Source organism: Providencia sp. 2023EL-00965 (genome assembly GCF_033550225.1).
Lineage (GTDB): Bacteria > Pseudomonadota > Gammaproteobacteria > Enterobacterales > Enterobacteriaceae > Providencia > Providencia manganoxydans.
Window position 1 is genome coordinate 75,163 of record NZ_JAWUEH010000004.1, and the last position, 24,237, is coordinate 99,399.

The following is a 24,237-nucleotide window of genomic DNA, read 5'->3' on the forward strand; positions in this document are numbered from 1 at the left end:
TTTACTTACCTTTTTGAGCTATGCTTTGTGTATCAATATTCACAACAACAGACATACCGGGTCTCAGTCTATTTAAATCACTTTGCTCAGATAAAAAGCTAATATAAACAGGAATACGCTGGACGACTTTAGTGAAATTCCCACTGCTATTATCAGCAGGAATTAATGCGGATTCACCGCTACTCTGAGCACCTATATCACGCACAACCCCGCTGAATAAAACATCCGGAAAGGCATCAACTTTGACGGATACCGCTTGACCGGTATGAACATTCTTTAACTGTGTTTCTTTTAAATTAGCGATAATGTAAGGCTGTTTATTGGGAGTGACCGTGACCACTTCAGTACCTGACGTCACAAAACTACCAATATTAAGTTTTACCTTATTCAATTGCCCATCAAATGGAGCAGTTATTGTTGCATAAGATAATTGAGTATCTGCTTGTTTTAAATTAGCTAATGCAATATCTCGCTCAGCAATCCGTATTTCCTTTTGCTGACTTAATATTGTTTTTGATTGTTTAGCTTGCTCCCATTGTGCTTTTGCTGCTTGCTCTAGCTTAATTAAGCGCTGTAAGTCCGAGTTAGCATCCAAGTAATTCTGCTGGGTTATTGCACCACTATTGATTAATGCTTTACGTAATAAGGGGCTACGCTTCATTTGCTCAACTTCAATTTTTGCAGCTTGGTAGCGATTAAATAGCATTTCAATCGTCAGCTCTTGTTCCTTGATTTCTCCTGCTAAATTACTCAACTGTTGCTCAGATTTTTGATAATTGGCTTTGGCTATTTTCTGTTTGAAAACATCTTCTTGATTATCAATTTTCGCGATCACATCTCCACGGCGAACAAATTGATAATCATCGACCAAAAGATTAGCTACATAACCTGTCATACGTGATTTCAATATGGCTGAATCGGCTTTAATGTACGCATTATTCGACTCTTGATAGCGTTTAGACCCTAACCATTTATCCCAATTTAAGGTGGTAAACAGAATAAAAACACCAATGCATAACACGCTGAGCCAAGGTGTTAAAGAAATTATTTTCTGTGAGAAAGGCTTAGATCCATTTGTCGTCATTTTATTAACCTCAATACGACTCAATCATTAGGTTGAGCAACTCTGCCTAAATAAAAAAAATTCATAATCTAACATCGTTAGGTTGTTTAAATATGTTAAACTAACATCGTTAGGGAATAAAGGACTAAATGAGACTTTTTTATGAGAACACCAAAAATTACCCGTTTACAGGTATTAGAAACAGCATTAATGCTGCTAGAAACTGAAGGAATTGAAGGTTTAACGATGCGAAAGCTTGCTGATGCTCTTAACATCAAAGCGGCGTCACTGTATTGGCATTTCAATAATAAGCAAGCGCTCGTCGAAGGAATGGCCGACCATATTGTCGCCATGGTCGCTGTCGATTTTCAATACGAAGATGATTGGTCAACGAACCTAATTAAGATAACGTCTCAACTTAGAAACGCTCTCTTAAAGCATCGAGATGGCGCACGTGTCTTTGCGGGTACTTATATTATTTCTGACAATGTATTACGTATTAACAACGCATTGATTAAAACATTTATGCAAGCTGGGATACCTGTAGAAAGCGCTGCCAGTAGTACCATGACGGTATTTTATTTCATTCTTGGGTGCTGCATTGAACAACAAGCGGCTACATTCTCAGCAGACAGCGATTTTATTAATAAAGAATCTGAATTTGATCAGTTATCCAAAGAAAAATTTCCCTATACATGGGAAGCTAAAGAAATGTTATTTGCCAATAACTATGATGAACGTTTTTTAGATGGGCTAAAGCTGATTATTGATGGACTAACGAATAAGGGTTAAATAGCATTATGCGCCAGTATCATTGAGCCATTAACTTCAAGCCACATTGTCACACCAATTAGGGTGACTTAATGCTATAGACAGAAAAAATGAGCAACAATGGTATATTGCTCTCATGTTTCACTGCGACTGTAATGTGTCGATAATTTAACCAACATTGTGCACAATGGGTAGTTTGGTAATCTCTAGCTCGGTTTCATTTAGCTTATTACATTCTACCCTATCACCATTTTTATAAATAAAATAATAGTGCTTGTTATTCCCCGTTGTTTTGACTAATGACTCTCCATTTAGGAAATTGTAAATTTTATACTTAACATTATTATCACTATGACGAATGGCTGGGTGAGAAAGAATAAAGAGTGAGCCTCTCTTCAATGTTGAGATCAAATAGTTAGTATGGAGTATCGTCATTTTTTCCCCTTCAGGGCATTGAAGCTGATACTCTTTCATCGCAAAGACCGGAAAACATACAGCAAGAAGCAGTGTGATGGTAAACGCTTTTTTTATCATTATGGCTCCATACATTCAAAATCGTGAGCAATATTTACTTATAAAATCAGGGTATTGTCTCTATAAAAACATGTTGCCCAATCAATTGCAAAATTTTCCGATGATTAATTATTCATGTGGAACTATTTTTGGTAAATAAACGAAGCTCCATAATCCTATGAAGCTTCGTCTAACTATTTACTTCTCATATAGCTTGTTTGCCATATCAATACTATCAGCGTTGACATCTTTAATATGATCACGAGTCAGTCGATATACAACAGGACTTAGCATTAACAATGCAATAAGATTCGGGATCGCCATCATGGCATTCAAGGTGTCAGCTAATAACCAAACAAAATCCAGTGACTGCGTCGCGCCGATAGGTAAAGCAATCAACCACAGCACTCTAAATACCTTAATCGCCCTTAAACCAAATAGATATTGAACACATTTTTCACCATAAAAGCTCCACCCTAAAATGGTCGTAAATGCAAAAATAGCTAACGCAATCGCGACAATATAATTACCTCCGGGTATTGCTGATTGGAAAGATGATGCCGTCAATGTTGCACCGGTTTCTGCCGTTAGCCAACCACCAGTAATAATGATGGTTAACCCCGTGACAGAACAGACAATGATAGTATCGATAAAGGTACCTAACATCGCGATTAACCCTTGGCGGATCGGGTTTTGTGTTCTCGCAGCAGCATGCGCAATTGGTGCGCTCCCTAAACCTGCTTCATTCGAAAATACGCCTCGAGCTACCCCAAAACGAATAGCAGCCCATACCGCGGCTCCGGCAAAACCACCTTGTGCAGCAACAGGAGAAAATGCTGAAGTTACAACTAAAGAAAATGCAGTGGGGATCTCACTAAAATTAAGTCCTAAAACCAATAAACCAGCCCCAAAATAGGCAACGGTCATAAATGGGACTAACTTACCTGCAACATCAGAAATACGACGTAATCCACCAATTAAAACAGCACCAACCAATAAAACAAGTGCTCCAGCAGTTAGCCATTTATGTAGACCAAAATTGCTCTCTAACACATCAGCGACAGAGTTAGCTTGCACTGTGTTGCCGATACCAAAACTGGCACAGGCACCAAAAAAAGCAAATAAAGTGCCCAACCAAACCCATTTAGGTCCTAAACCGTTCTTGATGTAATACATAGGGCCACCAACATATTGGCCATATTTATCTACTTCACGAAAACGCACAGCAAGTACAGCTTCTGAATATTTAGTCGCCATACCAACGAGTGCCGTGATCCACATCCAAAATAGCGCGCCAGGTCCCCCCATCACGACCGCAGTCGCAACACCAGCAATATTTCCTGTGCCTATTGTTGCCGACAAAGCAGTCATCAAGGCATTAAATGGTGAAATCTGCCCTTCACCTCGTTCTCCATTTTTTTGGAAAAGTAATTTAAAGCCAGTCCCCAGCTTACGAATAGGTAAAAAGGCTAATCGGATCTGCATATAAATGCCAACACCGAGGATCCCAATGAGCATTGGAACGCCCCATACAATACCATTTAACTCACCTAACCATGTCGTAATCAAGTCCATTCGTTTCCCTCTTCTTATTATTTATATCGCTCTTTATTTAACGGTTACAAATTGATAACATTTACTTATAAACTTTAATAAAGACGATAAACGCAATATATGCGAGAAAAAAGCGGCTAAAAGTTCAGTTGAGATGAAGGAATGTGAGAAATGTCACGAGTTACCATTGGGGTTTAAATCAGACGAGTTATAATGCAAGTTGCAACGTTCTTAACGACTTTTACCCTCACCCGTCGTCTAGTTTTCTAGGCTCCTAGCGATCCGTTCGCTTATTACTTAGCTCCCCCTCGAATTATTCAGATCGGTAATAGTTGAATCTCTGTAGAGTGGGTTCTGAGGTTAACAAATAACCTCAGAACAAAATAAATATGGCTTATTCAATATCATCTAGCATTGATGGTGATGGAACAAAGAATAGTGTCCCTGTAACAGCGGTACTGTATTTTAACAACTCATCGGTGGCACCATTTTCACTGCCAAGAAACATGCTTTCCAACATACGAAGCGTCGTTGAAAAATACCTTGCATAACCAATAAAGTAAGTACCGTATTCATTTTTAGAAGGATTAGAAAATGGCATATTGGCACGAACAATTTTTAAATCATCACCATTTTCATCTTTAATATTAGTCACAACATTGTGCGAGCTAGGTATTTTTTGTTCATCAGTCAATTCCACATCATTAAATTTATGGCGACCAATTACTTTCTCTTGTTCTTCTACACTCAAACTTTGCCATGCGCTCATATCATGAATATATTTTTGAACAAATGCATAACTACCACCTGCAAATTGTTCATCTTCATCACCAATAATAGCATAATCGACACGTTCATCTTCCATTTCAGGGTTCTCAGTGCCATCAACAAAACCTATGATCGAGCGCCCATCCATATAGCGGAATCCATGTACTTCATCGACATGTGTCACCATACCATTGAGCTGCTGACTAATAATGGAAGCTAATTCATAACAAGCAGAGACATTTAAAGCGCGAATATGGAAAAATAAATCTCCCGGTGTGGAAACAGCCGTATGGCGGCTACCTTTTATTTCTTTAAAAGGAGTAAGTTGTTGTGGCTTAGCCAATTGAGGAAATAAACTTTCCCATGCATCGGCACCAAATCCCATCACACAGCTAGTTTCAAGTGCGGGGAAACGCGTTCTCATACTGCGAATTAGACCGGATAAATTATTGCAAAACGAGACCAACTGATCACGGTGCTTTTGTTTATCAACAATATTGAAAACGAGGAAATATGAATTTTCTCCTGGAGTTTTAGTGACATCTTGATATTTCATAGGGGTTATACCTTTTCCATTGTTTTTCATTTTCATGATAATGGTTCCACTATAATACAATGAACACCCAACTTCATTGATATTAACCACTTAATAGATAATACTTTTTTAATCACCAAAAGAGACATTCTTATTTAGATAAAAAACAGTAAATATCGCCTGATTCATTATTCACCTATACCTGTACTTGGTAGTGAGTTCGCGAATGATAAAATGCTATCGCTTGTTCCGTCGACGATAAATCACACTTTTTAACTATCACCTCAATATCAGGGTTTATATCCGCAATCTCATCCTTTAATTCAACCAATAAGTTATCTCTGCGAGCAACGGCAATAATATTCATTCCTTTCTTCGCGAATGCCTTAGCGATTAAACGACCGATTCCTAAGCTAGCCCCCGTTATCACTGCATAATATTGTTGTTTCATATTACCTCCTTTTGATAAAGTCACTAAACGATAGAGGATAGAGCTAACTCTAGGTCAACACTTTTTGGAAAATAAATGAACTATACTACTAGCGAATTTTCACTGTTAACAGGTTTTAGCATATACACGCTACTATGAAAAAGAAGATATATTAAATCCTGCGAGACAAAATAATCATCATCGTTTCTATTCCAATCATGATGTTGAATGGATGAAATTTATTATTCATTTGAAAGAAACAGGAATGCCATTAAAAGAGATCAAGCAATATGCAAATTTAAGAGAATTAGGCGACAAAACAGCGCAACAAAGAATGGAGTTACTGATTAAACATTATGAGTATCTGGAACAGTAATTACATATTCTAAATGACCACCTCACTAATTTAAAATTAAAAATTCAACACTATCAAAATCTGATATGACTAAAATACAGCTAGTCAATAAAGCCGTCTTATTAGACAATCTAACAAGCACCCTATCTTACATCAGTTTGATATATATAGCATTTTATATAGTGCAAAATACGGATTACCTAGGTTATAGGGTGATTTTCCATTCAAAAAATGATAGAAAGGCTTTAGTAATCATCCGAACGATGAAATATTCTGTTCTATCACCCACAATCGGCCTTGCATATGCATTAAACAATATCGAGGCATAATATGAGAACAAACGATGCCAAATGCGCTAACACACTTAGCTGAAAATGAAATCAAAGTTCATCTTGTCAACTCATTCACCCTCAATAATTCCGGAGGTAATCCCGCAGGAGTTGTTCTTTATCCACCTAAACTAAGTGTTGAACAAAAAACAGCGATCGCTCGTCAAGTTAGTTTCTCTGAAACCGCATTTGTTTATTCAGGCGAAGATACCGATTTCAACGTAGAGTTTTTTACCTCTGAAGGCGAAGTCGATTTTTGTGGACACGCAACTTTAGCTGTTTTCTTTACTCTAAACTCACTCAATTTACTTAACTCAGGTAATTACAAGCAAAAAACGAAAGCAGGTATTCTTAATGTCGTCATTACACCTAATAATATCGTCATGGAACAAACCTTACCTATTATGCGGCAAGGACCTGATATAAAGGATGTTGCGGCGGCTTTCGGAGTGCACCCAAATGTCATTACAGAAACTAATTTACCTGTAAGCATTATCTCAACGGGGTTACCTGATATTATCGTCCCAATACAAACAGGCCAATTGGATACACTACAACCTAATTTTAAGGCACTCGCAAAGCTAAGCCGTGAGTTTAATACTATCGGTTTTCATGTATTTGAATTAAGCGATGCTCCATCCATCACCGCACATTGTCGAAACTTTGCACCGCTATACGGTATAGATGAAGAGTCTGCAACTGGTAGCGCTAGTGGCGCTTTAGGATGTTACCTCGTTAAAAATGTTTTCCCCAAAGAAACACATTTTCAATTTGAACAGGGTCGAGCTATGACCTGTTCCTCTTTAATCCAAGTCATCATAGATACGAAAGAAAATGAAATTAGTCGTGTTAGAGTGGGTGGACAGGCGACTATGATTGGCATAAAAACAATCAAGCTTTGAAAGCTTCTAAAAACAACACAGCAAATATAAAGATTAACGGTGAAATGTCGTAATTCACCGTTTAATAATCATTAGCCATCAATTTTTTCAGGGATAGGATATCTTAATATGATTTTAGGTGAATCTGGCAATATCCGTTGAGACCTATGCATAAGATAAGCGGCAACCTCTTCAAATGATAAATCATCGACATCTTCGTCATTAAACCACTCATTAGGCCAATATATTAAATCTGACGGATTAGCATCAAAATTCATCTCAAGTAAATCAAGAGCGTACGATTGTTCAGATTCATTCCCTTCCGCGTTACATATAAACTCAATAATAGCGATCAATTCCTCATAGGTAAGGTCGTCTATATATTTAGTTTGATTAAATGCCATCTTTGTAAACTCTTTAGCGCTTGTCCATGAGTTATAATCACGAAAATCTGAAAACTCATAAATTTTAGCTGTTTGAGTATTCCAGTTTTTCATCATCAGATTAAGTTCTGTATTATCTTCTTTAGCACCACTGTCAATCTTAATCGTAATTTTCTCGAGTAAATCAAGCTTATCCTTCATAATTGAACGGTTAATTTTTATTGGTTTTAAACGCTCTGGTAATGGCATAAAGCCTCCTAATTTTAAATAAAAATAACTTGAGATTACTTATCAACATAAGATAATCCCAAATAAAAAATTGTTCTAGCATTTTTTGTTCTTTAATTATTTAAGACTAAAAAAAACAACCGTAATATTTAATTATGATAATATAATATTAAATCAATATATAAAAACAGAACTAATTTAGTTAAAAAATCATGTTAAAGCTAATTAACGATGTATTAATTTCTATAAACAAACTAATTTAAACGTTTGAATCAAGAATATTATTATTAATAAATTTACTAATTAATCGACAGTCTCATGTACACTTGTCTGCTGACACACACCAAAAAACAGATAACAGTCAATAACAATTATTTTTCTTTTTAGCAACTTAAGTGAAACACACTAACAACAAGCCCTATTGGTTTTAATAGTCTCACCTTACAAAATAGACAGTAAAACTTATAATTCCACTTAAGCAGGTGTTAAAAACATATTTACTCTGATACTTATTATATAATTTCAACTGTAAAAGATTATAATATCGAGTCTAATAATCAAAAATTAGCTCATACTGATACTACAATGAAACGCTTTCTATTGACTTACTTTTCTCCTTTTGTTGCCTTGTTTTCACCAGACGCGCTCAGTGATAAAGCTTTAACAGCGGGTTACGCTAAACTTATTGCTTTGTCTTCAACAAATGACATTAGCGCTTCAACATTATACTCAGACGGCCTTGATTACAGTAAGTATTCATTACCCTATACCTTCAAAAATATTTATACTGATGGCGATTACGCTTTCAATATTCAAATACGAGGAAATTATCTTAAAGTAAAATCAGAAGTCATAGATATTGATTCATCAAATAGCCTTCGTTCCCGTTGGGATATCTTAAATCTGACTACATCTCCACAATTAACATACAGCATAAATAAAAACTATAGTTTAGAAGGTGAACTTGAGCTTGGCTATTCAAATATGCAAAACAAGTCATCATTCTACGGTGAAGATGATGTAAAAGCGGGGCTTCGTGAAGCTAAACTCTTAGATTGGGATATAAACACTTTACATATAACCCCGAAAATAGGGATAGTAAATAAAAACACTTTAAGCAATGGAGATAATATTAGTCTTCATACAAGTATTGCCTATATGTTCATGGAAAGCATCGGCAATAAAAGCAATATAAAAATAAGCAATAATATAGGCATTTGGTCCGCAGGTGGTGAATACACTATGACAAATGCCTTTGATATTAAAGGAAAACCTTTTGACATCATCGTCTCTAACGATATTGGCGGTTTTTATGGTAATAGCTATAGAGATTTGTCATTTGGGTTTATAAATAATACATCATTAGCATTAGAAACGCCTATAAACATTAATAATACAGAATTTAAGATAAAAGCTGGAGTCGGATATCTATCTAGCGATAATGCTCATGGTGTAACTTTTATTGTGGGAATTAATTAAATACCTAAAATATCATAGTACTATAAATTTCACGACATATTGCTCATCAAATACCGCCTTTATTTGGCGGTATTATTTGACTATAACATTTAAAATAATCATTGAAGTTTTAACAAAAGATAAACCAAAGTTAATCATACCTATTCTGTTAAATAAACATTAACATCAATAAACTAATATACAAGGCCTACATATTAACAATAATCTATCTCTGCTCCACCATATTGTTTTTTAAGGCAATAGAAATATCATTTAATATTTTCGGAGTATCCATTTTAGGTAAAATCACTTCAATAAAAGCGAGTTGATTACAATTAGTCACCTCCTCTAAAGCACATTTCAATTGTTCTGTCTCCGTTATACGTCGTACGAATGCAGGATATTGATTCGCGAATGCTTTAAATAATAGTGTCCAGTCCCATGCGGTAATATCATTGTATACCTGTTCAGGACCATGAATTGCACGTTCAACAGTATAACCTTGATTATTCATTAAAAATATTATTGGCTTTAATCCATTTCTCAACATAGTTCCTAGTTCTTGCACTGTAAATTGTGCCGCTCCATCACCAATTAACAATATGACTCGACGATTAGGTTCAGCAAGTTGAGCTCCAAAAGTAGCTGCTAAGGAAAAACCAACAGATGCCCACAAAGATTGGATCACAAATTTACAATTTTCGGGTAATATGAGTTCTGCCGCACCGAAACATGAAGTGCCTTGATCGGTAAATAATATATCATTTGGCCGAATAAATTTTTGAATTTCATGCCAAAAAGAACGCTGATCCAATTTGGATTTACTGGTCTGAGACAACGGAGGCGACAACGACGGCGGATTAATTATTGGTAATGGCCATTGTTGTGCAAGGGATAATGTCAATTGATGAAGAGCTTTAATTGCATCTTCCATAGGTATTTGTGTAAAGACTTGATGCCCCACTCTAGCTTCATTAGGGTGAATACTAATACAGTTTTCAGTTGGTAATTTATGACTAAAACCCGCAGTTGCTGTATCAATAAATAACACCCCGATATTAATTGTGACATCAACGTTTTCTATTAAATTTTTTATTTCAGCTTCGCTTGCTGCTCCTATATAAGTTCCCGCATAATTAGAATGATTTTCATTGAATACACCTTTACCGAAAAGCAAAGCTGAATGAGGAAGTGCCACTTCATCCATCCACTGCTGTAACAATGGTTGTACATTAAGTCGTTCAGCAAGACAGCCCGCAAGCACTGATACTTTTTTTGTACCTGTGAGTTTTTTACGTGCGGATTCAATAAACATTTTTAGCGATGTGTTTGATAAAACGCTTGTTGGTAATACCAACGGCGCTGGTTTAGACACGAGCGGTAATATCGCTACATCGCAAGGAATGACCAAATGTACAGGACGATGCTCACTCAAAGCAATCGTAATTAATCTATCTATTTCTGATTCTGCATTACTTGGCGTTAGGCAAGCTTGGGCAACACTGACTTCTTTTGCCATACGAGAAAAATGTTCGAAATCACCATCACCAAGGGAATGATGTAACAATAATCCATCTCGCTGGAATTGTAATACTGGAGCGCCAATTATGTGAATAATAGGAAGATATTCTGCATAAGCTCCCGCAATTCCATTGATTGCACTTAATTCTCCGACACCAAATGTGGTTAACATCGCAGATGCAGGCTTACAACGAGCATAGCCGTCAGCAGCATAAGATGCATTAAGTTCATTTGCACAACCAATCCAATCAATTTTAGGATGACTGATAACATGATCAAGGAACTGCAAATTGTAATCGCCCGGAACACCAAATAAGTGATGAATGCCTATTTGAGCAAGTCGATCTAAAAGATAATCTGCTACAGTATAACTCTTCTTCATTATCATACCTACTAAAATGAGAGTACAATGAGATATAAAATCGATTTCAACTATCCGACAATTACCTGATATTTTTTAATAGGCCTGCCTATTAAATCAGACTCCATTAATACAACTAAAAGATTATTTATAATAAAGTTAAAATTCTTGTTGCGTGGGGCGTAATATAATCTCATTAATATCTACATCTGCCGGTTGCTCAATAGCATAAGCAATAGCTCGTGCAATAGAATCAGGTGGGATAGCTTGCTTATAAAAATCAATTATTGATTGTAAGCTTGTAGGATCACTACTGCCAAATTTTAATTCGGAATCGACAACACCGGGACAAATTGTTGTAGTCCTAATATTTTTGCCAACTTCACTTCGTAGACCTTCCGATATAGCGCGAAGAGCAAATTTTGTTCCACTATATACAGTTCCTCCTGGACTAAATACTTTTACCCCCGCCACGGAAGATATATTAATAAAATGACCACTTTTTTGTCTTTCAAATATAGGAAGCACTTCGGCAATCCCATATAAAGGTCCCTTAATATTAATATCAATCATTTTTTCCCACTCATCCACTTTACTAAGGTTTAGAGGAGAAATAGCCATTAAGCCGGCATTATTAATTAACACATCAATTTTCCCAAATTGAGAAAGTGTTGTATTTACTAAATTTTTAACATCGCTATATTTAGTCACATCAGTCGGCACAACAAGAGTTTTTCCAACACAAGCTTGTGCCAACTTTTCTAGAAGCTCCTCTCGGCGTGCTGCTAACACAACTATTGCTTTTTTACTTGAAAGATAAAGAGCCGTAGATGCACCAATACCACTACTTGCTCCCGTAATTATAATAACTTTACCTGCAATCGCTCCCATCTTGCATCTCCTAATTATTTAAGCAGTAAATGATTATTACTGCTCGTTATATATTAACCAAGCATATATATCAGTAAGATTGTATTACAATTTCTACCTATATATATTTTGCAGATTTATTTGGATTTTTATTTAGGAATTGCCTCGACAATCGACACATAACAACCTGTATCAATTATTCGATTAAGTTTTAAGTCTGCACTATCAAGTAATGCTTTCAATTCTGCTTCACTACGAGTCTGCCCACCATCAAAACTTGCTAAGAGTAATAGGTCTATTAAATTACCGCCATGCCAGTGATTACCAGTTGGAATAACAGGCTCTAAAATAAGTAATTTAGAGTTGTCATGCATCGCATTACGGCAACTTTGTAATATTTTTTGTGCTTTATCCGTTGGCCAATCCATAGTGATATATTTTAATAGATAGAAATCGGCTTCAGGGCATGATTCAAAAAAGTTCCCCGCTTGAATTCTCCATCTTGTAGAATCACCTAAGTCATCAAGCCGATGTTTTTTTAGAATTTCAGGTTGATCGAATAATATGCCATGTAGAGTCTTATTGCTTTGTAGAACCGTTAATAGTAATCCGCCCATCCCTCCAGCAATATCGACAACTGTCGAATTATCAGGAAAGTCATACCGCTGAGTTAGAAAATAATTTTCAACTGTAGACATTGAAGACATCCCAGTGTGAAAACTATAGCCATTTTCATAATTTTTTTTGTCTGCCCAATATTCATAAAAAGACTCCCCAAACATATCTCTAAAAGGAATATCACTACGTAAACTATGAATTAAATTACCTAATGGTTCCCAAAATGTTTTATCTGTCAGCATAAGAACAGCGTCGTGTAATGAATGAAATTGATCGGTCCGAAGAAATTCAGCGGCGGGGGTTAACTCAAATTTACCATCACTTGTTTGTGCAAAAATATCCTTAGCAGCCAACATTCTCATCACTCTGAAAAGTTGTTTAGGATTAACATCAGCTTCTTTTGCAAGCTCATCAATTGTTTTAGCGCCATTTTTTAACTTATCAGCGATATCTAAAAGTGCAGCCACTCTCAATGATGCTTGAAACGTAAATCCCATTGCTTGTTCTAATAAATAAACCGCCGCGCTTTCATTTTTAGATATGTAAGTATCATTATTTAACATGTAACTGTTCCTCTTAGTACTAAAAAATAATTAGATGAACTTAATGTACGGTAAAAGATGCGTGTTTACGTTTATTTTCATTGAGATAAATTAAAATTTAAAAAAGAAATTAATATCCCTTACAAAGTGTCATTTTTATTACTCCCAATAAAGAAACTGATGGATTAGACTCATCGTTCATTCACACTCACCTTTAACATAAAAAATAACACAGTGAAACAAATCTTATTGAAATAAATTCATCTAGAGAATAATCATCATGAATATATTTAACATTCACATATTCATATATGGGTATTATTCATTCTGGTTTATTTTCATATAAAGTCAAGGTAATGGAAATTAATTTACAGAAATAAATTTAATCATTTAAAAACAATTAACTAGAGAAACAAACCCTTATTTAAACCTCTTTCAATCTCATGTTTTTAATAAATTTAAAAATTAACCATAACAATAATAACAAATTGGCATTGTTTGTATTGATAATAGTTTTATCTATAAACTATAAAAATGAGGTTATAGTTTATGACTTAAAGTTAATTAATTTACCCACGAAACTCTAAATAGGGTTAATATTTAGAAAGATTAGTAATTTAGGATTTATTACAAGAATTAGCTTGGTGAAAAAAACTGAGATGATTAATTAATTCGTTTTATTAGAAATAATAATAAATATTTTAAAAACAAATCATATTAAGACAATGGAGACTGGTTTATTCTTTTTAAGCTACCATCATGACTCACACCTTTTAACATCATTTTTAATTTACTGATAAATTTAATGCCTATAAAATAGTACCAGAAACACTTATAACAAAAAATACTATGAGAAAAAATAGGATACTCTCATTAGTAGATAAAAATAGAGCGATATAACAACCATAGCATTAATAATAAAAGATTAATTGAAATCTAACATTAGCTTGATTAATAACTTATCATTATAAGGCGTTATTTTTGATAAAAAATGAATCTTCAAGGCTACGTACTCGTCGCTTTTTTATTTTCTTTACAGTAACTCATTAGTATTTTCAGAGTACTTATTTGTATTATCGAGTAAATACCTTATCAATGGCGCCCCTTGATTTAGAGCTTCTTAATGCTACATGCTACAATACTTCATGCTAAAATTATTGGGGTTAATGTATGTCACACAATAGCTCGCGGTCAAAAGTCCTCAATTCTAAATTACCTTTAAATCAAAGAGCATCCCATGCTAGAAGCTGTGCTAATCATGTTTCGGCTAGGCTTGGTATAACACGAGAGGAGCTATTTAAAATCACAATAAAAGCAACAGGTGTAGACTTGAATAAACCAAAAAATGAAAGTGAGTTAATCAAAGCTTTTAGCTATTTTGAACAACTCTGATATGCTACGATGACAGTATCACCAGTGCCAGTCCAATGTAATAAAGGATAAAAACGTTGAAAGAGGAAGTTAATAGCTAACGTGTAGAAAACTAGCTATATGCCCCCCCTCGGCTTATGCATTGGCGATATTTTTATTTAGATTTATGACTCGCTATTTGCTCCATTACGAACTGATGTAGCTCTTTAAACTCCCCCTCTGATAGAACTCTTGCAGGGATAACGGTTCCTTCACCACCAAAAGCAAAAATAAACATGTACTCTTCCTCGATATAGCACTCTTCTATATTCGACCAAAACATTCTGACTAGAGTCTCTTTCGTAATACTGTCTATATATTTCCTGTTAATTTTAACCTTGACTAATCTATCGGGATTACTTTGTTCTTTTTCCTCATTTTTTCTTATGTAACCTTGCTCTATGCGAAATGTAATATACAAACATATCAAAGAAATTAATAAGCCACAAAAACACAAAAAACCTATATTTTTAAGACCTGAAAACTCATCCAACTTCGAATAAGCCTCATAACCAATTATTAACAATGCGCCGCCCAGCACAATCGATGCTATAGAAAATAAATTCCATAGCTTAGTGAATAATCTGTATGGCATTTTTTCTTTATCTATAATGGCAGTTGCTGGCTGTTTTATTAATTTTCGTATTTTCTCTGCTTCTAATCTCGATGCTGAAAACTGAATTTGATAACGGCTCTTCATCAATATTAATCCCTTAATTAATCATAAAAAGTAAGTACCAGAATCAACAATGAATCTGGATGTTTAAACGCAATTTATTATTTATTGTTCCATTCCGCCAGCTTTTGTTCTGCTATAGCTTGTTGTTTGGTGTAACCTCTCCGTTAGATTGCTCGTTCATATCAAACCGATTGCCAACCAAAGTAAGGACGTTCAAATAAGCCTTGCGGCTAATGTATGACCGTAATCCCTGTTTAATGTGGCTCTCTCGGATATCTAAACCTTTCTTTTTAACCTCAGCAATCATGGCTTCCTTGATTCCAGCCTTTGGAGTCGCTAATTTCAACTAATAAAGATAGCCCATTACCATCCACCAGCGTGTAGGATTTTTGTTTTGGCTTAGCACGCTTGGTACACCATATCTATTAGCTTCATAACTCACTAATATTATATAGGAAAATTGTAGGGAGAATTTCTATACGAAAAGCTATACAACAATTTATACAGGTTAAGGAAGACGTTAGTAAACTTCGGTGAAGTGAGATTTCGCGAGAATGCTTGATTTACTTGGGATTGGAAGACTTTGGAAGACGTTACTAGAAGTGAAGATGGCGGAGGAGGAGAGATTCGAACTCTCGGATGGTTTCCCATCGGCGGTTTTCAAGACCGCTGCCTTCAGCCGCTCGGCCACCCCTCCGCAATGACGTGCACTATAAACATCTGAGCGTTGGATGTAAACCCCTTATCATGTCAATTGCTATAAAAATAGGCGCTTAGTGTGTTGATGGACTAAATTATCAACATATCTAACGGGTTGCTTGGGTTATTGACTATTTTTTGCTAAATTTGCAGTCTATTTTTGTTTAGGTTGAAATGTGTATGTTGCTTTTTAACGGTCAAGAAATTGAGACTGATTCTCAGGGCTATCTTATTGATAGCCAACAATGGAGCGAAGCGCTTATCCCTCTACTTGCAGAGCAAGAAAACATTACTCTGACAGAAGAACACCTTGAAATCGTTCGCTTTGTTCGTGCCTTTTATTTGGAGTTTAATACTTCCCCCGCAATCCGCATGTTAGTGAAAGCTGTCTCTCAACAATTTGGAGAGGAAAAAGGAAATAGCCGCTATTTATATCGACTATTCCCTAAAGGCCCAGCTAAGCAAGCAACTAAGCTCGCGGGACTCCCTAAACCCGTAAAATGTATCTAATTGTACAGCAGTTAATAGCGGACTGAAAAATCCGCTATTTTATCTGTTTGCCAATTTTCGCTGAAATAATGGTCAATTTTTGCGCCTGGGGGGCCACCTGCATTTAGCCATTCTTCGACAAAACTAATGTCTTGCTCTGAGCCATTAATGGCCAAAGTAACACTTCCATCATCGCGATTACATACATAGCCTTTAATGCCGTTTTGATTTGCCCAATGATAGGTTTGGTAACGAAAGCCTACACCTTGAACGCGACCATAGATATAAAATAAACGTCCACCTGTTGCTGTCATTTTTATCCCCCATTATCAGTACTCTAATTATTAATGTGCTATTTATTACTGTTGTGTTTTTTTCACCGAACAGATAATCTGAGACTGAGGCACTGCTTTTCATGTTACATATAAGACAGTGTATTGCGTTATGAGTATTTGTCCATACATTGGCTTGAAAACGCGGAACACTGCCCAAATATAGAGTTATAGCATAAGCAAGGCTTTTAGGAGGTGGCTATGATGATCACCAGTAAATATGGTATAGGGCAACAAGTTAGGCATAAACTACTCGGCTACCTAGGTGTTGTCGTGGATGTTGATGCAGAATACTCGCTCGAACAACCACACGATGACGACGATATTGCAGCAAATAGCGCATTACGTGATCTGCCTTGGTATCATGTTGTAATGGAGGATGATAACGGCGATGCAATTCATACCTATTTGGCAGAAGCCCAAATTACATATGAAGCCGCTGATGACCATCCAGAGCAACCCTCTATGGACGAATTGGCAGAATCCATTCGCTCACAATTACAAGCACCACGCCTACGTAACTAACTGATTATCAAACTTACAGTAAAGCAGCAATATCGCTGCTTTACTGCGTATTGGTTATTTTTCTAACCCTAACGCTGGGATCTCTTGTTTTGGGCACCTATCCATAACACATTGCATACCCGCATCAAGTGCTATCTGTTGAGCTTCTTCGCTAACAACCCCTTTTTGTAACCACAGAACTTTCGCTCTCGCTTCTACCGCTTCATGGGCGACTCCTACCGCTGCTTCAGCATTACGAAACACATCTACCATATCAATAGGTTGTGGAATCTCACTTAATTTAGCGTACACTGTTTGCCCTAATAAAGTTTGACCTGCCAATTTAGGACTAACAGGGATCACGGTATAACCCTGCTCCAATAAATATTCCATCACTTCATAACTTGGCCGATCTTTTTTATCGCTGGCCCCAACCAGTGCAATCGTGTTAACGCTACGTAATATTTCTGCAATTTCTTGACTAGCCATCAAAATATCTCCCAAAATCAGTAAACTATTAACTCACAATATGATATATCTGATGCCGCATAGTGGCTCGATTGAGCCACGCTAATTTTAAGGGAACATCATGGAATCAACCACTCGTACAATAAAAACCCCTAAGAACATAGCTCTTGTTGCCCATGACCACTGTAAGTCTTCACTACTCGCTTGGGCAACAAAAAATAGTGAACAACTTAAGCCACATCAACTATTTGGAACGGGTACCACCGCTAAATTGCTTACCCATCACACTGGGCTGAATGTAACAGGTATGCTAAGCGGTCCAATGGGTGGTGACCAACAAATTGGCGCTATGATTGCTGAACAAAAAATTGATGTGCTAATCTTCTTTTGGGATCCGTTAAACGCCGTTCCTCATGATCCCGACGTTAAAGCCTTATTACGCTTGGCAACGGTTTGGAATATTCCTGTAGCGACTAATGCTGCAACGGCAGATTTTATCATCACCTCCCCTTACTTTAAGGGTGAAATAGATATTGTGATCCCTGACTACCACCACTATCTACAAGAACGTACAAAATAAAAATTGAGGTGCCGACTCATCTGTTCGGCACCATATCACTATGGCTTTTTCTGTCTAGGAACGCCTAGTTGCCTCAGTATTTCGACAAAGTCTGAAGGTTCATCAGGGTTATAAAGTAACCATACTTGCTGTTTTGCACGCGTCATTGCCACATACAAAAGCCGTCGTTCTTCTGCGTGCTCAAACTCTTCATGCTTAGGTAACAATACCTGCTCCATCACGGATTCTCTAGGCGCAGCAGGGAACCCATCTTTACCTTGATTGAGCCCACAAATGATCACATGGTCAGCTTGCTTACCTTTAGATGCATGAATTGTCATAAATTCAATGTTGAGTTTTGGCCAACGTGTTTTTGCTTTATTTAAAATGTCAGGTCGTAAGTAATGATAACGAGCCAAACATAAGATAGTTTCATCATCCGTGACGTAGCCACTCATTTTATCTAATAAGCGCTCTAGTGCATTTTCATATAATAAAATAACTGACTTTTTGTTCCCTTTTACTAAGCTATTTAAAGGTTTATCTAGCTGAGTAGGATTCTGCAAAATAAAGCTATTGGCAATTTCCCCTATCCTTTCATTAAAACGATAGGTGGTATCTAAAGCACATTGAGCCCCTTCGCCAAAATTGTGTTCAAAAGATGTCGTGAGATCCAGCTCAGCGCCACTGAAACGATAGATGGCTTGCCAATCGTCGCCGACGGCAAATAGTGCGGTTTGTTTATTTTGCTGACGCAACGCTTGTAATAATTTAGCTCTTAATGGCGAAATATCTTGAAATTCATCGACTAAAATATGTTTCCATGGACTAATAAAGCGACCTTTTTCAAGTAAATTAATTGCTTGATGAATTAATCCTGAAAAATCAATGGCACCTTCAATTTTTAAGGCGTTTTTCCATGCTTTTAATAATGGAGACATCAATCGTATACGCTTTTGAAAGCGATCTTTATACTGCTCATCAGCGGATTCGATCATCTCTTTTTGGCTACCGCCATGCATACGCATTAAGCCTAACCAACGTTCTAAGCGGCTAACAACTTTTTTACTGATTTTTTCATCATGCCAAAATTCACCTTCTGGCACATCCCATTGTAGCTCTTCGGTCAACCATTCACGCCAGCCTTTTGCTTGTGCTTTTTTACTCGCGCACTGCTCACGCCACTCGTTAAGCAATAGCTCCCCTCGTTTTTGTGTATCCGTTTCTAGTTCACTGATCACCGGCGATTTATTGCTACCTTCACGGATAATATGTAGTGCTAACGCATGAAAGGTTTTTGCTTCTATATCATCTTGATGTAAACGTTGTTGAATACGTTCGTTCATTTCTTGTGCGGCTTTACGACCAAATGCAAGTAATAATATTTGATCTGCTTTTGCTAGCCCTCTTAAAAGCAACCACCCAGCCCTTGCGACAAGTACTGACGTCTTCCCACTTCCTGCGCCTGCAAGGACTAAAACATTATCTTCACCGTTAATAACGGAGAGTGCTTGGCTAGCGTTAAGTGGCGATGTTTCAACATGTTCGAAAAATTCACTGTAGCGTGACAGTATTGAATCGCACCACTGTTCATTAGTACGTTGGCGACAACTTTCACCGTTATTCAGCCATTGTAAGCAATACTGATAAGCGGCAGAGCAGTTTTCAAATTGGCTTACGCGAGCCAACGGTAAAGGAAGGGATGAAAACTGTTGGGTAATATTGTGACGAAATGATGCTAATTCACGTAGACTGAACCATTTATCTTGTTGTATTTGTTGTTGAATAGAGTTTGCGAGCGTTGCAAGCACTTGAGCACTAATTTCGCTCATTTCATGGCTCCATAGCTGCCATTTATCATTTAAATAATGATAAAAACGCTGTGTTTGCTTCCACTCCGTTCCATGTAAGCGGACAACTTGCTCGTCCGCCAATTCAAATTCCAACTCTCCCCAAACAATCCCTCTTTTGCAGCGAATATCAATTAATTGGTTAAAAGGGATGAGATACTGATGTTTTTCACCACTTACCTCAATGCCTGCATTTAATAAGCGTACCCGATTATAGGGATGCTGAGCCAGGCGCTGCCCAATCTGTGTTGATTTCAGTTCCATACACCTTGCACCTGAATTATCCAATAATGAAAATGATGGCTGCTTGATTTCAGACGGTTTTTTATTACTTGCAAACAGGCTATCCTATATAGACTAGGGAATGTTTGCCTCTGAGGTACTTTGTGTTAACGCTGCTTACCAGTTATCGTCGTGTTTTATATAACAGCCATGCTTTATATTATATCCGAATATTGATTGCCCTGACAGGGACGACACTGTTCCCTTGGTTATTAGGTCAAGATCCTAAAGTCACTATACCACTCACGTTAGGTATGGTTGCCGCGGCACTCACTGACTTAGATGATAGACTAACTGGCCGTTTAAAAAACCTTGTCATTACCCTGTTATGCTTTTTTATCGCATCCGTTTCAATTGAGCTACTTTTTCCTCACCCAATTTTGTTCTTTTTTGGGTTAGCACTTTCAACTTGTGGCTTTATATTGCTAGGTGCATTGGGGCAACGCTATGCGACCATTGCCTTTGGTGCTTTATTGATTGCTATTTATACCATGTTGGGTGTTCCCATCTTCGATACTTGGTATCAACAACCTGTTTTGCTACTAACGGGTGCAGTTTGGTATAATTTACTGACTTTAATTGGTCATATTCTCTTTCCTGTTCGCCCGTTACAAGATGCAATTACTCAATGCTATCAACAGCTCGCAGCCTACCTAGATGCCAAAGCAAATTTATTCGACCCAGACTTAGAAGATGGTTATCAACAATCTATCTATGATTTAGCTATTGTTAATAGCGCGTTAGTCAACACCATGAATCAAGCTAAAATAGCGCTTCTCAGTCGATTAAAAGGCGATAGAGGACAAAAAGGGACACGTACTACATTACAATATTACTTTGTTGCACAAGATATTCACGAGCGAGCCAGCTCATCCCATATTCAATATCAGCAATTGAGTCGCACATTGCGCCATAGTGATATTCTATTTCGTTTTCAGCGCTTACTGACCATGCAAGCAAGGGCCTGCCAACAAGTCGCACAATCAGTCTTGTGGCGTAAACCTTATCAACATAACCCGCGCTTCGAAGGCACTTTTAGCTATCTTGAAAACTCACTTCAGCTCTTAAAACAACAATCACCTGATTTTCATGAGGTAAAAGCCCTTTATAACCTACTCAAGAATTTAAAAGGAATTGATGTACAGTTGAGAGGGCTTAGCCTTGAACAGAGTTCACGACAACAAAATACAAAACAGCTTGAACAACTATCAGATGAATCACTATCTGGCTTCAGTGATATTGTGGCGCGTTTTAAGCATCATTTAACCCCTAAATCAGCACTATTTCGCCATGCAGTCAGGATGTCACTACTGCTATGTACCGGTTATGCTATTATTCAATTGTTTGACTTGGAAAGAGGTTACTGGATCCTCTTAACTAGCCTATTCGTTTGTCAACCCAATTATAACGCCACCAAACGACGCCTAGCTTTACGTATTATAGGAACCATTATTGGGATCCTCGTTGGGCTACCGCTGTTAAACTTTATCCCTTCAATGGAAGGGCAACTGACACTAATCGTGATCTCAGGATTACTGTTCTTTGTTTTCCGCAGTAGTCAGTATGCACAAGCCACACTGTTTATTACCTTACTAGTCCTCTTTTGCTTTAACTTATTAGGTGAAGGGTTTGACGTCGCGCTTCCTCGCATTATCGATACTTTAATAGGTTGCTTTATCGCATTTTTGGCGGTGAGCTTTATTTGGCCTGATTGGAAATTTCGCCAATTACCGCAAGTGGTACAAAAAACCATGGATAGCAACTGTCGCTACTTAGATGCCATCTTACAACAATACTATCAAGGTAAAGATAATAGCCTTGAATACCGTGTTGCGCGCCGCGATGCACATAACAATGATGCAGAGTTTGCCTCTGTCGTTTCTAACATGGCAACCGACCCTAAATCCTACAAAGTAACTCAGGAACAAGCTTTTAGGCTTTTATGCCTTAATCATACTTTGCTGAGTTATATTTCCGCATTTGGTGCTCACCGAGAACAAATACACAATGAAGAAAATCTTGCTATTTTAAGTGATGCAATCTGTTATGTTGAAACATCACTGCAAATCGCCACATTAGATGTCCATTCAGAAGAAAAGTCGGAATGCTTACGTGAAAGCATTACTCACCGAATTGACAATATTACTGCGAGTGACGATGAAAAAACTGGATTAATTATGGAGCAAACAAGATTATTGCTTGAACTCATACCTGAAATTAAATCCATGATTAAACAGATTAATACGCCTCTTAGTTCTTCAAGTGAAACCAATACGGCATAACGCATAGAAATAAAACTGATGAGCGGGAGCCAAAATTGCCTTATATGATGATTTTGGCCCCCCACTCTTTCAATACCGATTAAAATCACCCTACGCTGTTGTACCAGTTAATTAGCTCTTGTTTAATTGGTGTTGGTAAAACAGCACTATGGTAACCTTCTATCGCCCCAGCCAATCCAATTAATAATTTAATACTTGGAGGAAAACGCCCAAATTGTTTTAATTTTAGAAAACAAGCCTTAGCCCCTATTTCACGTAAATCCTCCGCTTTATGGATACCTATCTTACCGAGCGCTCTTTCAACCGACATATTCATATTAGGGAGATCTTTGATCCTTGTTACCATTGATAGCTTTATCTTCTTCTCCTCAAGCGCGGAACGATAAGCTAAGTCAATGCAGTGCATTAACAGTTCTTCGTTGTGCCAAATTTGCTCTGAAACACGATAGTAACGTAACTCAAGTGGGATACCCTTTTTACTGAAAATCAAACGTTCTAAGTTAATAGATTCAAAGTAACTTCTCGCGAACAAACATCCCCTTAAATAAAACCATCCTTCTAATATAAGACCAATTATTGCGTTATCAATAATGAGGCAATCACCGCCAAAATGATTCTTCCGTTTAATTTCCCCAAAACGTTTTAATAGTTGATCTAACCAATAATCATTTTTTTCCATTAAAGACATACACCCAAACTCCTTATGAGTATTCATCCATCTTGATCCTTGTTGTAACTATAAATATCTAAATTTAACAGACAATTAGCAAATAGATATTTTGAGAGAACCCACCAAAAACTCCAAGAATATTGCAGATAAAAACAACAAACTTGCGAAGCGCTTTGAAAAAATAGGCTTGATATTGGATAAATATACAGTTACTGTACATGCATACAGTTTTGTTGGCGAGGTGAATTATGGCTATCTATTCTTGGAATAAAATAACTGAACATTCTGTAAACCACTATGCTCAAACAATGCCTTCAATAACCCAAACGGGTAATGCGCTACAGCAAGGTATGGTGAGTGAACTCATCTATGATGAAAAACATCCTATTATGGATTGTATTTTACTGCCTATGTTGCGCCAGTTCGGTATACAGTCACGTTGGTTGCTTTGGTTAAGCCCGAATAAAAAGCTGAGCCGTCATTGGCTAGAGCAATCTGGTTTGCCTACTAATAAAATCATGCAGTTAAATAATATGGCTTCAATCACAACTATTGAGGCAATGGAAAAAGCACTGAGAAGTGGTAATTACAGTGTAGTGTTAGGTTGGCTTCCAGAATTAAGTGAGCAGGATTTTTGTCGATTACAAAATGCAGCGCAAGAAGGTCATTCTATTGGTTTTATTATGCGCCCACAAAAAACACATAATATCGCGGGTATCCATTCTGGACAGCAAAATAACCTAAAAATTCACTCTAACTATTATCACTAGCCAAGATTAAGAATATTCTTAGTAAATTTGACATTTGGATAAATCAGTCTAGGAAATCGCCGA

24 protein-coding genes and 1 tRNA gene are annotated in these 24,237 nt (G+C 36.9%); 9 read left to right on the forward strand and 16 right to left on the reverse strand.

Translation table 11 applies throughout. The features are described 5' to 3' along the window. Position 1 precedes the first annotated feature (1 nt). Complete coding sequence (locus SC428_RS07060; RefSeq protein ID WP_318706590.1) at positions 2–1,084, reverse strand: HlyD family secretion protein; 1,083 nt, start codon at positions 1,082–1,084, stop codon at positions 2–4. Positions 1,085–1,225: 141 nt separating this feature from the next. Between SC428_RS07060 and SC428_RS07065 the strand changes: the two genes are divergently transcribed. Next, complete coding sequence (locus SC428_RS07065; RefSeq protein WP_140182629.1) at positions 1,226–1,855, forward strand: TetR/AcrR family transcriptional regulator C-terminal domain-containing protein; 630 nt, start codon at positions 1,226–1,228, stop codon at positions 1,853–1,855. A gap of 147 nt (positions 1,856–2,002) precedes the next feature. Here the strand turns inward: SC428_RS07065 and SC428_RS07070 are convergent, their stop codons facing one another. The 4 genes from SC428_RS07070 to SC428_RS07085 all read right to left on the reverse strand — a co-directional run bounded on the left by SC428_RS07070 (position 2,003) and on the right by SC428_RS07085 (position 5,655). After that, on the reverse strand, positions 2,003–2,368 hold the full coding sequence (locus SC428_RS07070; RefSeq protein WP_070924848.1) for a hypothetical protein: 366 nt from the start codon (positions 2,366–2,368) through the stop codon (positions 2,003–2,005). 177 nt (positions 2,369–2,545) lie between these two features. Further along, positions 2,546–3,922, reverse strand: a complete 1,377-nt coding sequence (locus tag SC428_RS07075; protein WP_070924849.1) for an alanine/glycine:cation symporter family protein — start codon at positions 3,920–3,922, stop codon at positions 2,546–2,548. A gap of 373 nt (positions 3,923–4,295) precedes the next feature. After that, positions 4,296–5,225, reverse strand: a complete 930-nt coding sequence (locus SC428_RS07080; protein ID WP_318706957.1) for a Dyp-type peroxidase — start codon at positions 5,223–5,225, stop codon at positions 4,296–4,298. A 175-nt stretch (positions 5,226–5,400) separates the two neighbouring features. Then, positions 5,401–5,655 (reverse strand): SDR family NAD(P)-dependent oxidoreductase, encoded by a 255-nt coding sequence (locus SC428_RS07085; RefSeq protein WP_318706593.1) that lies wholly within the window; start codon positions 5,653–5,655, stop codon positions 5,401–5,403. A 148-nt stretch (positions 5,656–5,803) separates the two neighbouring features. Between SC428_RS07085 and SC428_RS07090 the strand changes: the two genes are divergently transcribed. Both SC428_RS07090 and SC428_RS07095 read left to right on the forward strand, forming a co-directional pair. Further along, a complete protein-coding gene (locus SC428_RS07090; RefSeq protein ID WP_233445737.1) occupies positions 5,804–6,010 on the forward strand; it encodes a MerR family transcriptional regulator in 207 nt (68 codons plus the stop codon). 322 nt (positions 6,011–6,332) lie between these two features. Continuing rightward, on the forward strand, positions 6,333–7,220 hold the full coding sequence (locus tag SC428_RS07095) for a PhzF family phenazine biosynthesis protein (protein ID WP_318706595.1): 888 nt from the start codon (positions 6,333–6,335) through the stop codon (positions 7,218–7,220). Between the two features lie 71 nt (positions 7,221–7,291). On the opposite strand, the gene SC428_RS07100 is transcribed toward SC428_RS07095, so the two are convergent. After that, complete coding sequence (locus SC428_RS07100; protein WP_318706597.1) at positions 7,292–7,831, reverse strand: hypothetical protein; 540 nt, start codon at positions 7,829–7,831, stop codon at positions 7,292–7,294. 564 nt (positions 7,832–8,395) lie between these two features. On the opposite strand from SC428_RS07100, the gene SC428_RS07105 reads away from it, so the two are divergent. Next, positions 8,396–9,289, forward strand: coding sequence for a hypothetical protein (locus SC428_RS07105; protein ID WP_318706599.1), 894 nt, complete (start codon positions 8,396–8,398; stop codon positions 9,287–9,289). Positions 9,290–9,494: 205 nt separating this feature from the next. Here the strand turns inward: SC428_RS07105 and SC428_RS07110 are convergent, their stop codons facing one another. The 6 genes from SC428_RS07110 to SC428_RS07135 form a co-directional block, all read right to left on the reverse strand. Then, positions 9,495–11,171 (reverse strand): alpha-keto acid decarboxylase family protein, encoded by a 1,677-nt coding sequence (locus tag SC428_RS07110; protein ID WP_318706601.1) that lies wholly within the window; start codon positions 11,169–11,171, stop codon positions 9,495–9,497. A gap of 138 nt (positions 11,172–11,309) precedes the next feature. Then, on the reverse strand, positions 11,310–12,041 hold the full coding sequence (locus SC428_RS07115; RefSeq protein WP_070924854.1) for an SDR family oxidoreductase: 732 nt from the start codon (positions 12,039–12,041) through the stop codon (positions 11,310–11,312). 128 nt (positions 12,042–12,169) lie between these two features. Continuing rightward, the gene (locus tag SC428_RS07120) at positions 12,170–13,201 is read right to left on the reverse strand and encodes a methyltransferase (RefSeq protein ID WP_070924855.1); all 1,032 of its coding nucleotides are present in this window, start codon (positions 13,199–13,201) and stop codon (positions 12,170–12,172) included. A gap of 1,504 nt (positions 13,202–14,705) precedes the next feature. Continuing rightward, complete coding sequence (locus tag SC428_RS07125) at positions 14,706–15,290, reverse strand: YcxB family protein (protein WP_140180681.1); 585 nt, start codon at positions 15,288–15,290, stop codon at positions 14,706–14,708. Positions 15,291–15,402: 112 nt separating this feature from the next. Then, positions 15,403–15,576, reverse strand: a complete 174-nt coding sequence (locus tag SC428_RS07130; protein WP_318706961.1) for a hypothetical protein — start codon at positions 15,574–15,576, stop codon at positions 15,403–15,405. Between the two features lie 302 nt (positions 15,577–15,878). Beyond that, positions 15,879–15,966: transfer RNA gene (locus SC428_RS07135), tRNA-Ser, on the reverse strand. Positions 15,967–16,148: 182 nt separating this feature from the next. Between SC428_RS07135 and tusE the strand changes: the two genes are divergently transcribed. Then, entirely contained in the window at positions 16,149–16,478 is a 330-nt protein-coding gene (tusE, locus tag SC428_RS07140; RefSeq protein ID WP_070924858.1) for a sulfurtransferase TusE, read from the forward strand. Between the two features lie 11 nt (positions 16,479–16,489). On the opposite strand, the gene SC428_RS07145 is transcribed toward tusE, so the two are convergent. After that, positions 16,490–16,771 (reverse strand): acylphosphatase, encoded by a 282-nt coding sequence (locus SC428_RS07145; RefSeq protein WP_070924859.1) that lies wholly within the window; start codon positions 16,769–16,771, stop codon positions 16,490–16,492. A 219-nt stretch (positions 16,772–16,990) separates the two neighbouring features. Between SC428_RS07145 and hspQ the strand changes: the two genes are divergently transcribed. Further along, positions 16,991–17,314 (forward strand): heat shock protein HspQ, encoded by a 324-nt coding sequence (gene hspQ / locus SC428_RS07150; RefSeq protein WP_175442433.1) that lies wholly within the window; start codon positions 16,991–16,993, stop codon positions 17,312–17,314. Positions 17,315–17,368: 54 nt separating this feature from the next. Here hspQ and SC428_RS07155 read toward each other — a convergent pair whose 3' ends face one another. Further along, entirely contained in the window at positions 17,369–17,782 is a 414-nt protein-coding gene (locus tag SC428_RS07155; protein WP_140180685.1) for a CoA-binding protein, read from the reverse strand. A gap of 100 nt (positions 17,783–17,882) precedes the next feature. Between SC428_RS07155 and SC428_RS07160 the strand changes: the two genes are divergently transcribed. Then, complete coding sequence (locus tag SC428_RS07160) at positions 17,883–18,341, forward strand: methylglyoxal synthase (protein WP_070924861.1); 459 nt, start codon at positions 17,883–17,885, stop codon at positions 18,339–18,341. A gap of 38 nt (positions 18,342–18,379) precedes the next feature. Here SC428_RS07160 and helD read toward each other — a convergent pair whose 3' ends face one another. Continuing rightward, positions 18,380–20,434: a DNA helicase IV gene (gene helD / locus SC428_RS07165; RefSeq protein ID WP_140180687.1), complete on the reverse strand. Its 2,055-nt coding sequence runs from the start codon at positions 20,432–20,434 to the stop codon at positions 18,380–18,382. Between the two features lie 122 nt (positions 20,435–20,556). On the opposite strand from helD, the gene yccS reads away from it, so the two are divergent. After that, positions 20,557–22,734, forward strand: a complete 2,178-nt coding sequence (gene yccS, locus SC428_RS07170) for a YccS family putative transporter (RefSeq protein ID WP_318706609.1) — start codon at positions 20,557–20,559, stop codon at positions 22,732–22,734. Positions 22,735–22,819: 85 nt separating this feature from the next. Here the strand turns inward: yccS and SC428_RS07175 are convergent, their stop codons facing one another. Then, positions 22,820–23,422 (reverse strand): TfoX/Sxy family DNA transformation protein, encoded by a 603-nt coding sequence (locus tag SC428_RS07175; RefSeq protein WP_318706611.1) that lies wholly within the window; start codon positions 23,420–23,422, stop codon positions 22,820–22,822. 230 nt (positions 23,423–23,652) lie between these two features. On the opposite strand from SC428_RS07175, the gene sulA reads away from it, so the two are divergent. Further along, positions 23,653–24,174: an SOS-induced cell division inhibitor SulA gene (sulA, locus tag SC428_RS07180; RefSeq protein WP_070924865.1), complete on the forward strand. Its 522-nt coding sequence runs from the start codon at positions 23,653–23,655 to the stop codon at positions 24,172–24,174. Positions 24,175–24,237 lie beyond the last annotated feature (63 nt).

Coding starts and splice junctions, on each gene's coding strand:
- SC428_RS07070 (WP_070924848.1), bottom strand. CDS start 2,368: ATGATAAAAAAAGCGTTTACCATCACACTGCTTCTTGCTGTATGTTTT.
- hspQ (WP_175442433.1), top strand. CDS start 16,991: ATGATGATCACCAGTAAATATGGTATAGGGCAACAAGTTAGGCATAAA.
- SC428_RS07130 (WP_318706961.1), bottom strand. CDS start 15,576: ATGATTGCTGAGGTTAAAAAGAAAGGTTTAGATATCCGAGAGAGCCAC.
- SC428_RS07085 (WP_318706593.1), bottom strand. CDS start 5,655: ATGAAACAACAATATTATGCAGTGATAACGGGGGCTAGCTTAGGAATC.
- SC428_RS07155 (WP_140180685.1), bottom strand. CDS start 17,782: ATGGCTAGTCAAGAAATTGCAGAAATATTACGTAGCGTTAACACGATT.
- sulA (WP_070924865.1), top strand. CDS start 23,653: ATGGCTATCTATTCTTGGAATAAAATAACTGAACATTCTGTAAACCAC.
- SC428_RS07100 (WP_318706597.1), bottom strand. CDS start 7,831: ATGCCATTACCAGAGCGTTTAAAACCAATAAAAATTAACCGTTCAATT.
- SC428_RS07125 (WP_140180681.1), bottom strand. CDS start 15,290: ATGAAGAGCCGTTATCAAATTCAGTTTTCAGCATCGAGATTAGAAGCA.
- SC428_RS07120 (WP_070924855.1), bottom strand. CDS start 13,201: ATGTTAAATAATGATACTTACATATCTAAAAATGAAAGCGCGGCGGTT.
- SC428_RS07075 (WP_070924849.1), bottom strand. CDS start 3,922: ATGGACTTGATTACGACATGGTTAGGTGAGTTAAATGGTATTGTATGG.
- SC428_RS07175 (WP_318706611.1), bottom strand. CDS start 23,422: ATGTCTTTAATGGAAAAAAATGATTATTGGTTAGATCAACTATTAAAA.
- SC428_RS07080 (WP_318706957.1), bottom strand. CDS start 5,225: ATGAAATATCAAGATGTCACTAAAACTCCAGGAGAAAATTCATATTTC.
- tusE (WP_070924858.1), top strand. CDS start 16,149: ATGTTGCTTTTTAACGGTCAAGAAATTGAGACTGATTCTCAGGGCTAT.
- SC428_RS07145 (WP_070924859.1), bottom strand. CDS start 16,771: ATGACAGCAACAGGTGGACGTTTATTTTATATCTATGGTCGCGTTCAA.
- SC428_RS07105 (WP_318706599.1), top strand. CDS start 8,396: ATGAAACGCTTTCTATTGACTTACTTTTCTCCTTTTGTTGCCTTGTTT.
- SC428_RS07160 (WP_070924861.1), top strand. CDS start 17,883: ATGGAATCAACCACTCGTACAATAAAAACCCCTAAGAACATAGCTCTT.
- SC428_RS07060 (WP_318706590.1), bottom strand. CDS start 1,084: ATGACGACAAATGGATCTAAGCCTTTCTCACAGAAAATAATTTCTTTA.
- SC428_RS07115 (WP_070924854.1), bottom strand. CDS start 12,041: ATGGGAGCGATTGCAGGTAAAGTTATTATAATTACGGGAGCAAGTAGT.
- SC428_RS07110 (WP_318706601.1), bottom strand. CDS start 11,171: ATGAAGAAGAGTTATACTGTAGCAGATTATCTTTTAGATCGACTTGCT.
- helD (WP_140180687.1), bottom strand. CDS start 20,434: ATGGAACTGAAATCAACACAGATTGGGCAGCGCCTGGCTCAGCATCCC.
- SC428_RS07095 (WP_318706595.1), top strand. CDS start 6,333: ATGCCAAATGCGCTAACACACTTAGCTGAAAATGAAATCAAAGTTCAT.
- SC428_RS07065 (WP_140182629.1), top strand. CDS start 1,226: ATGAGAACACCAAAAATTACCCGTTTACAGGTATTAGAAACAGCATTA.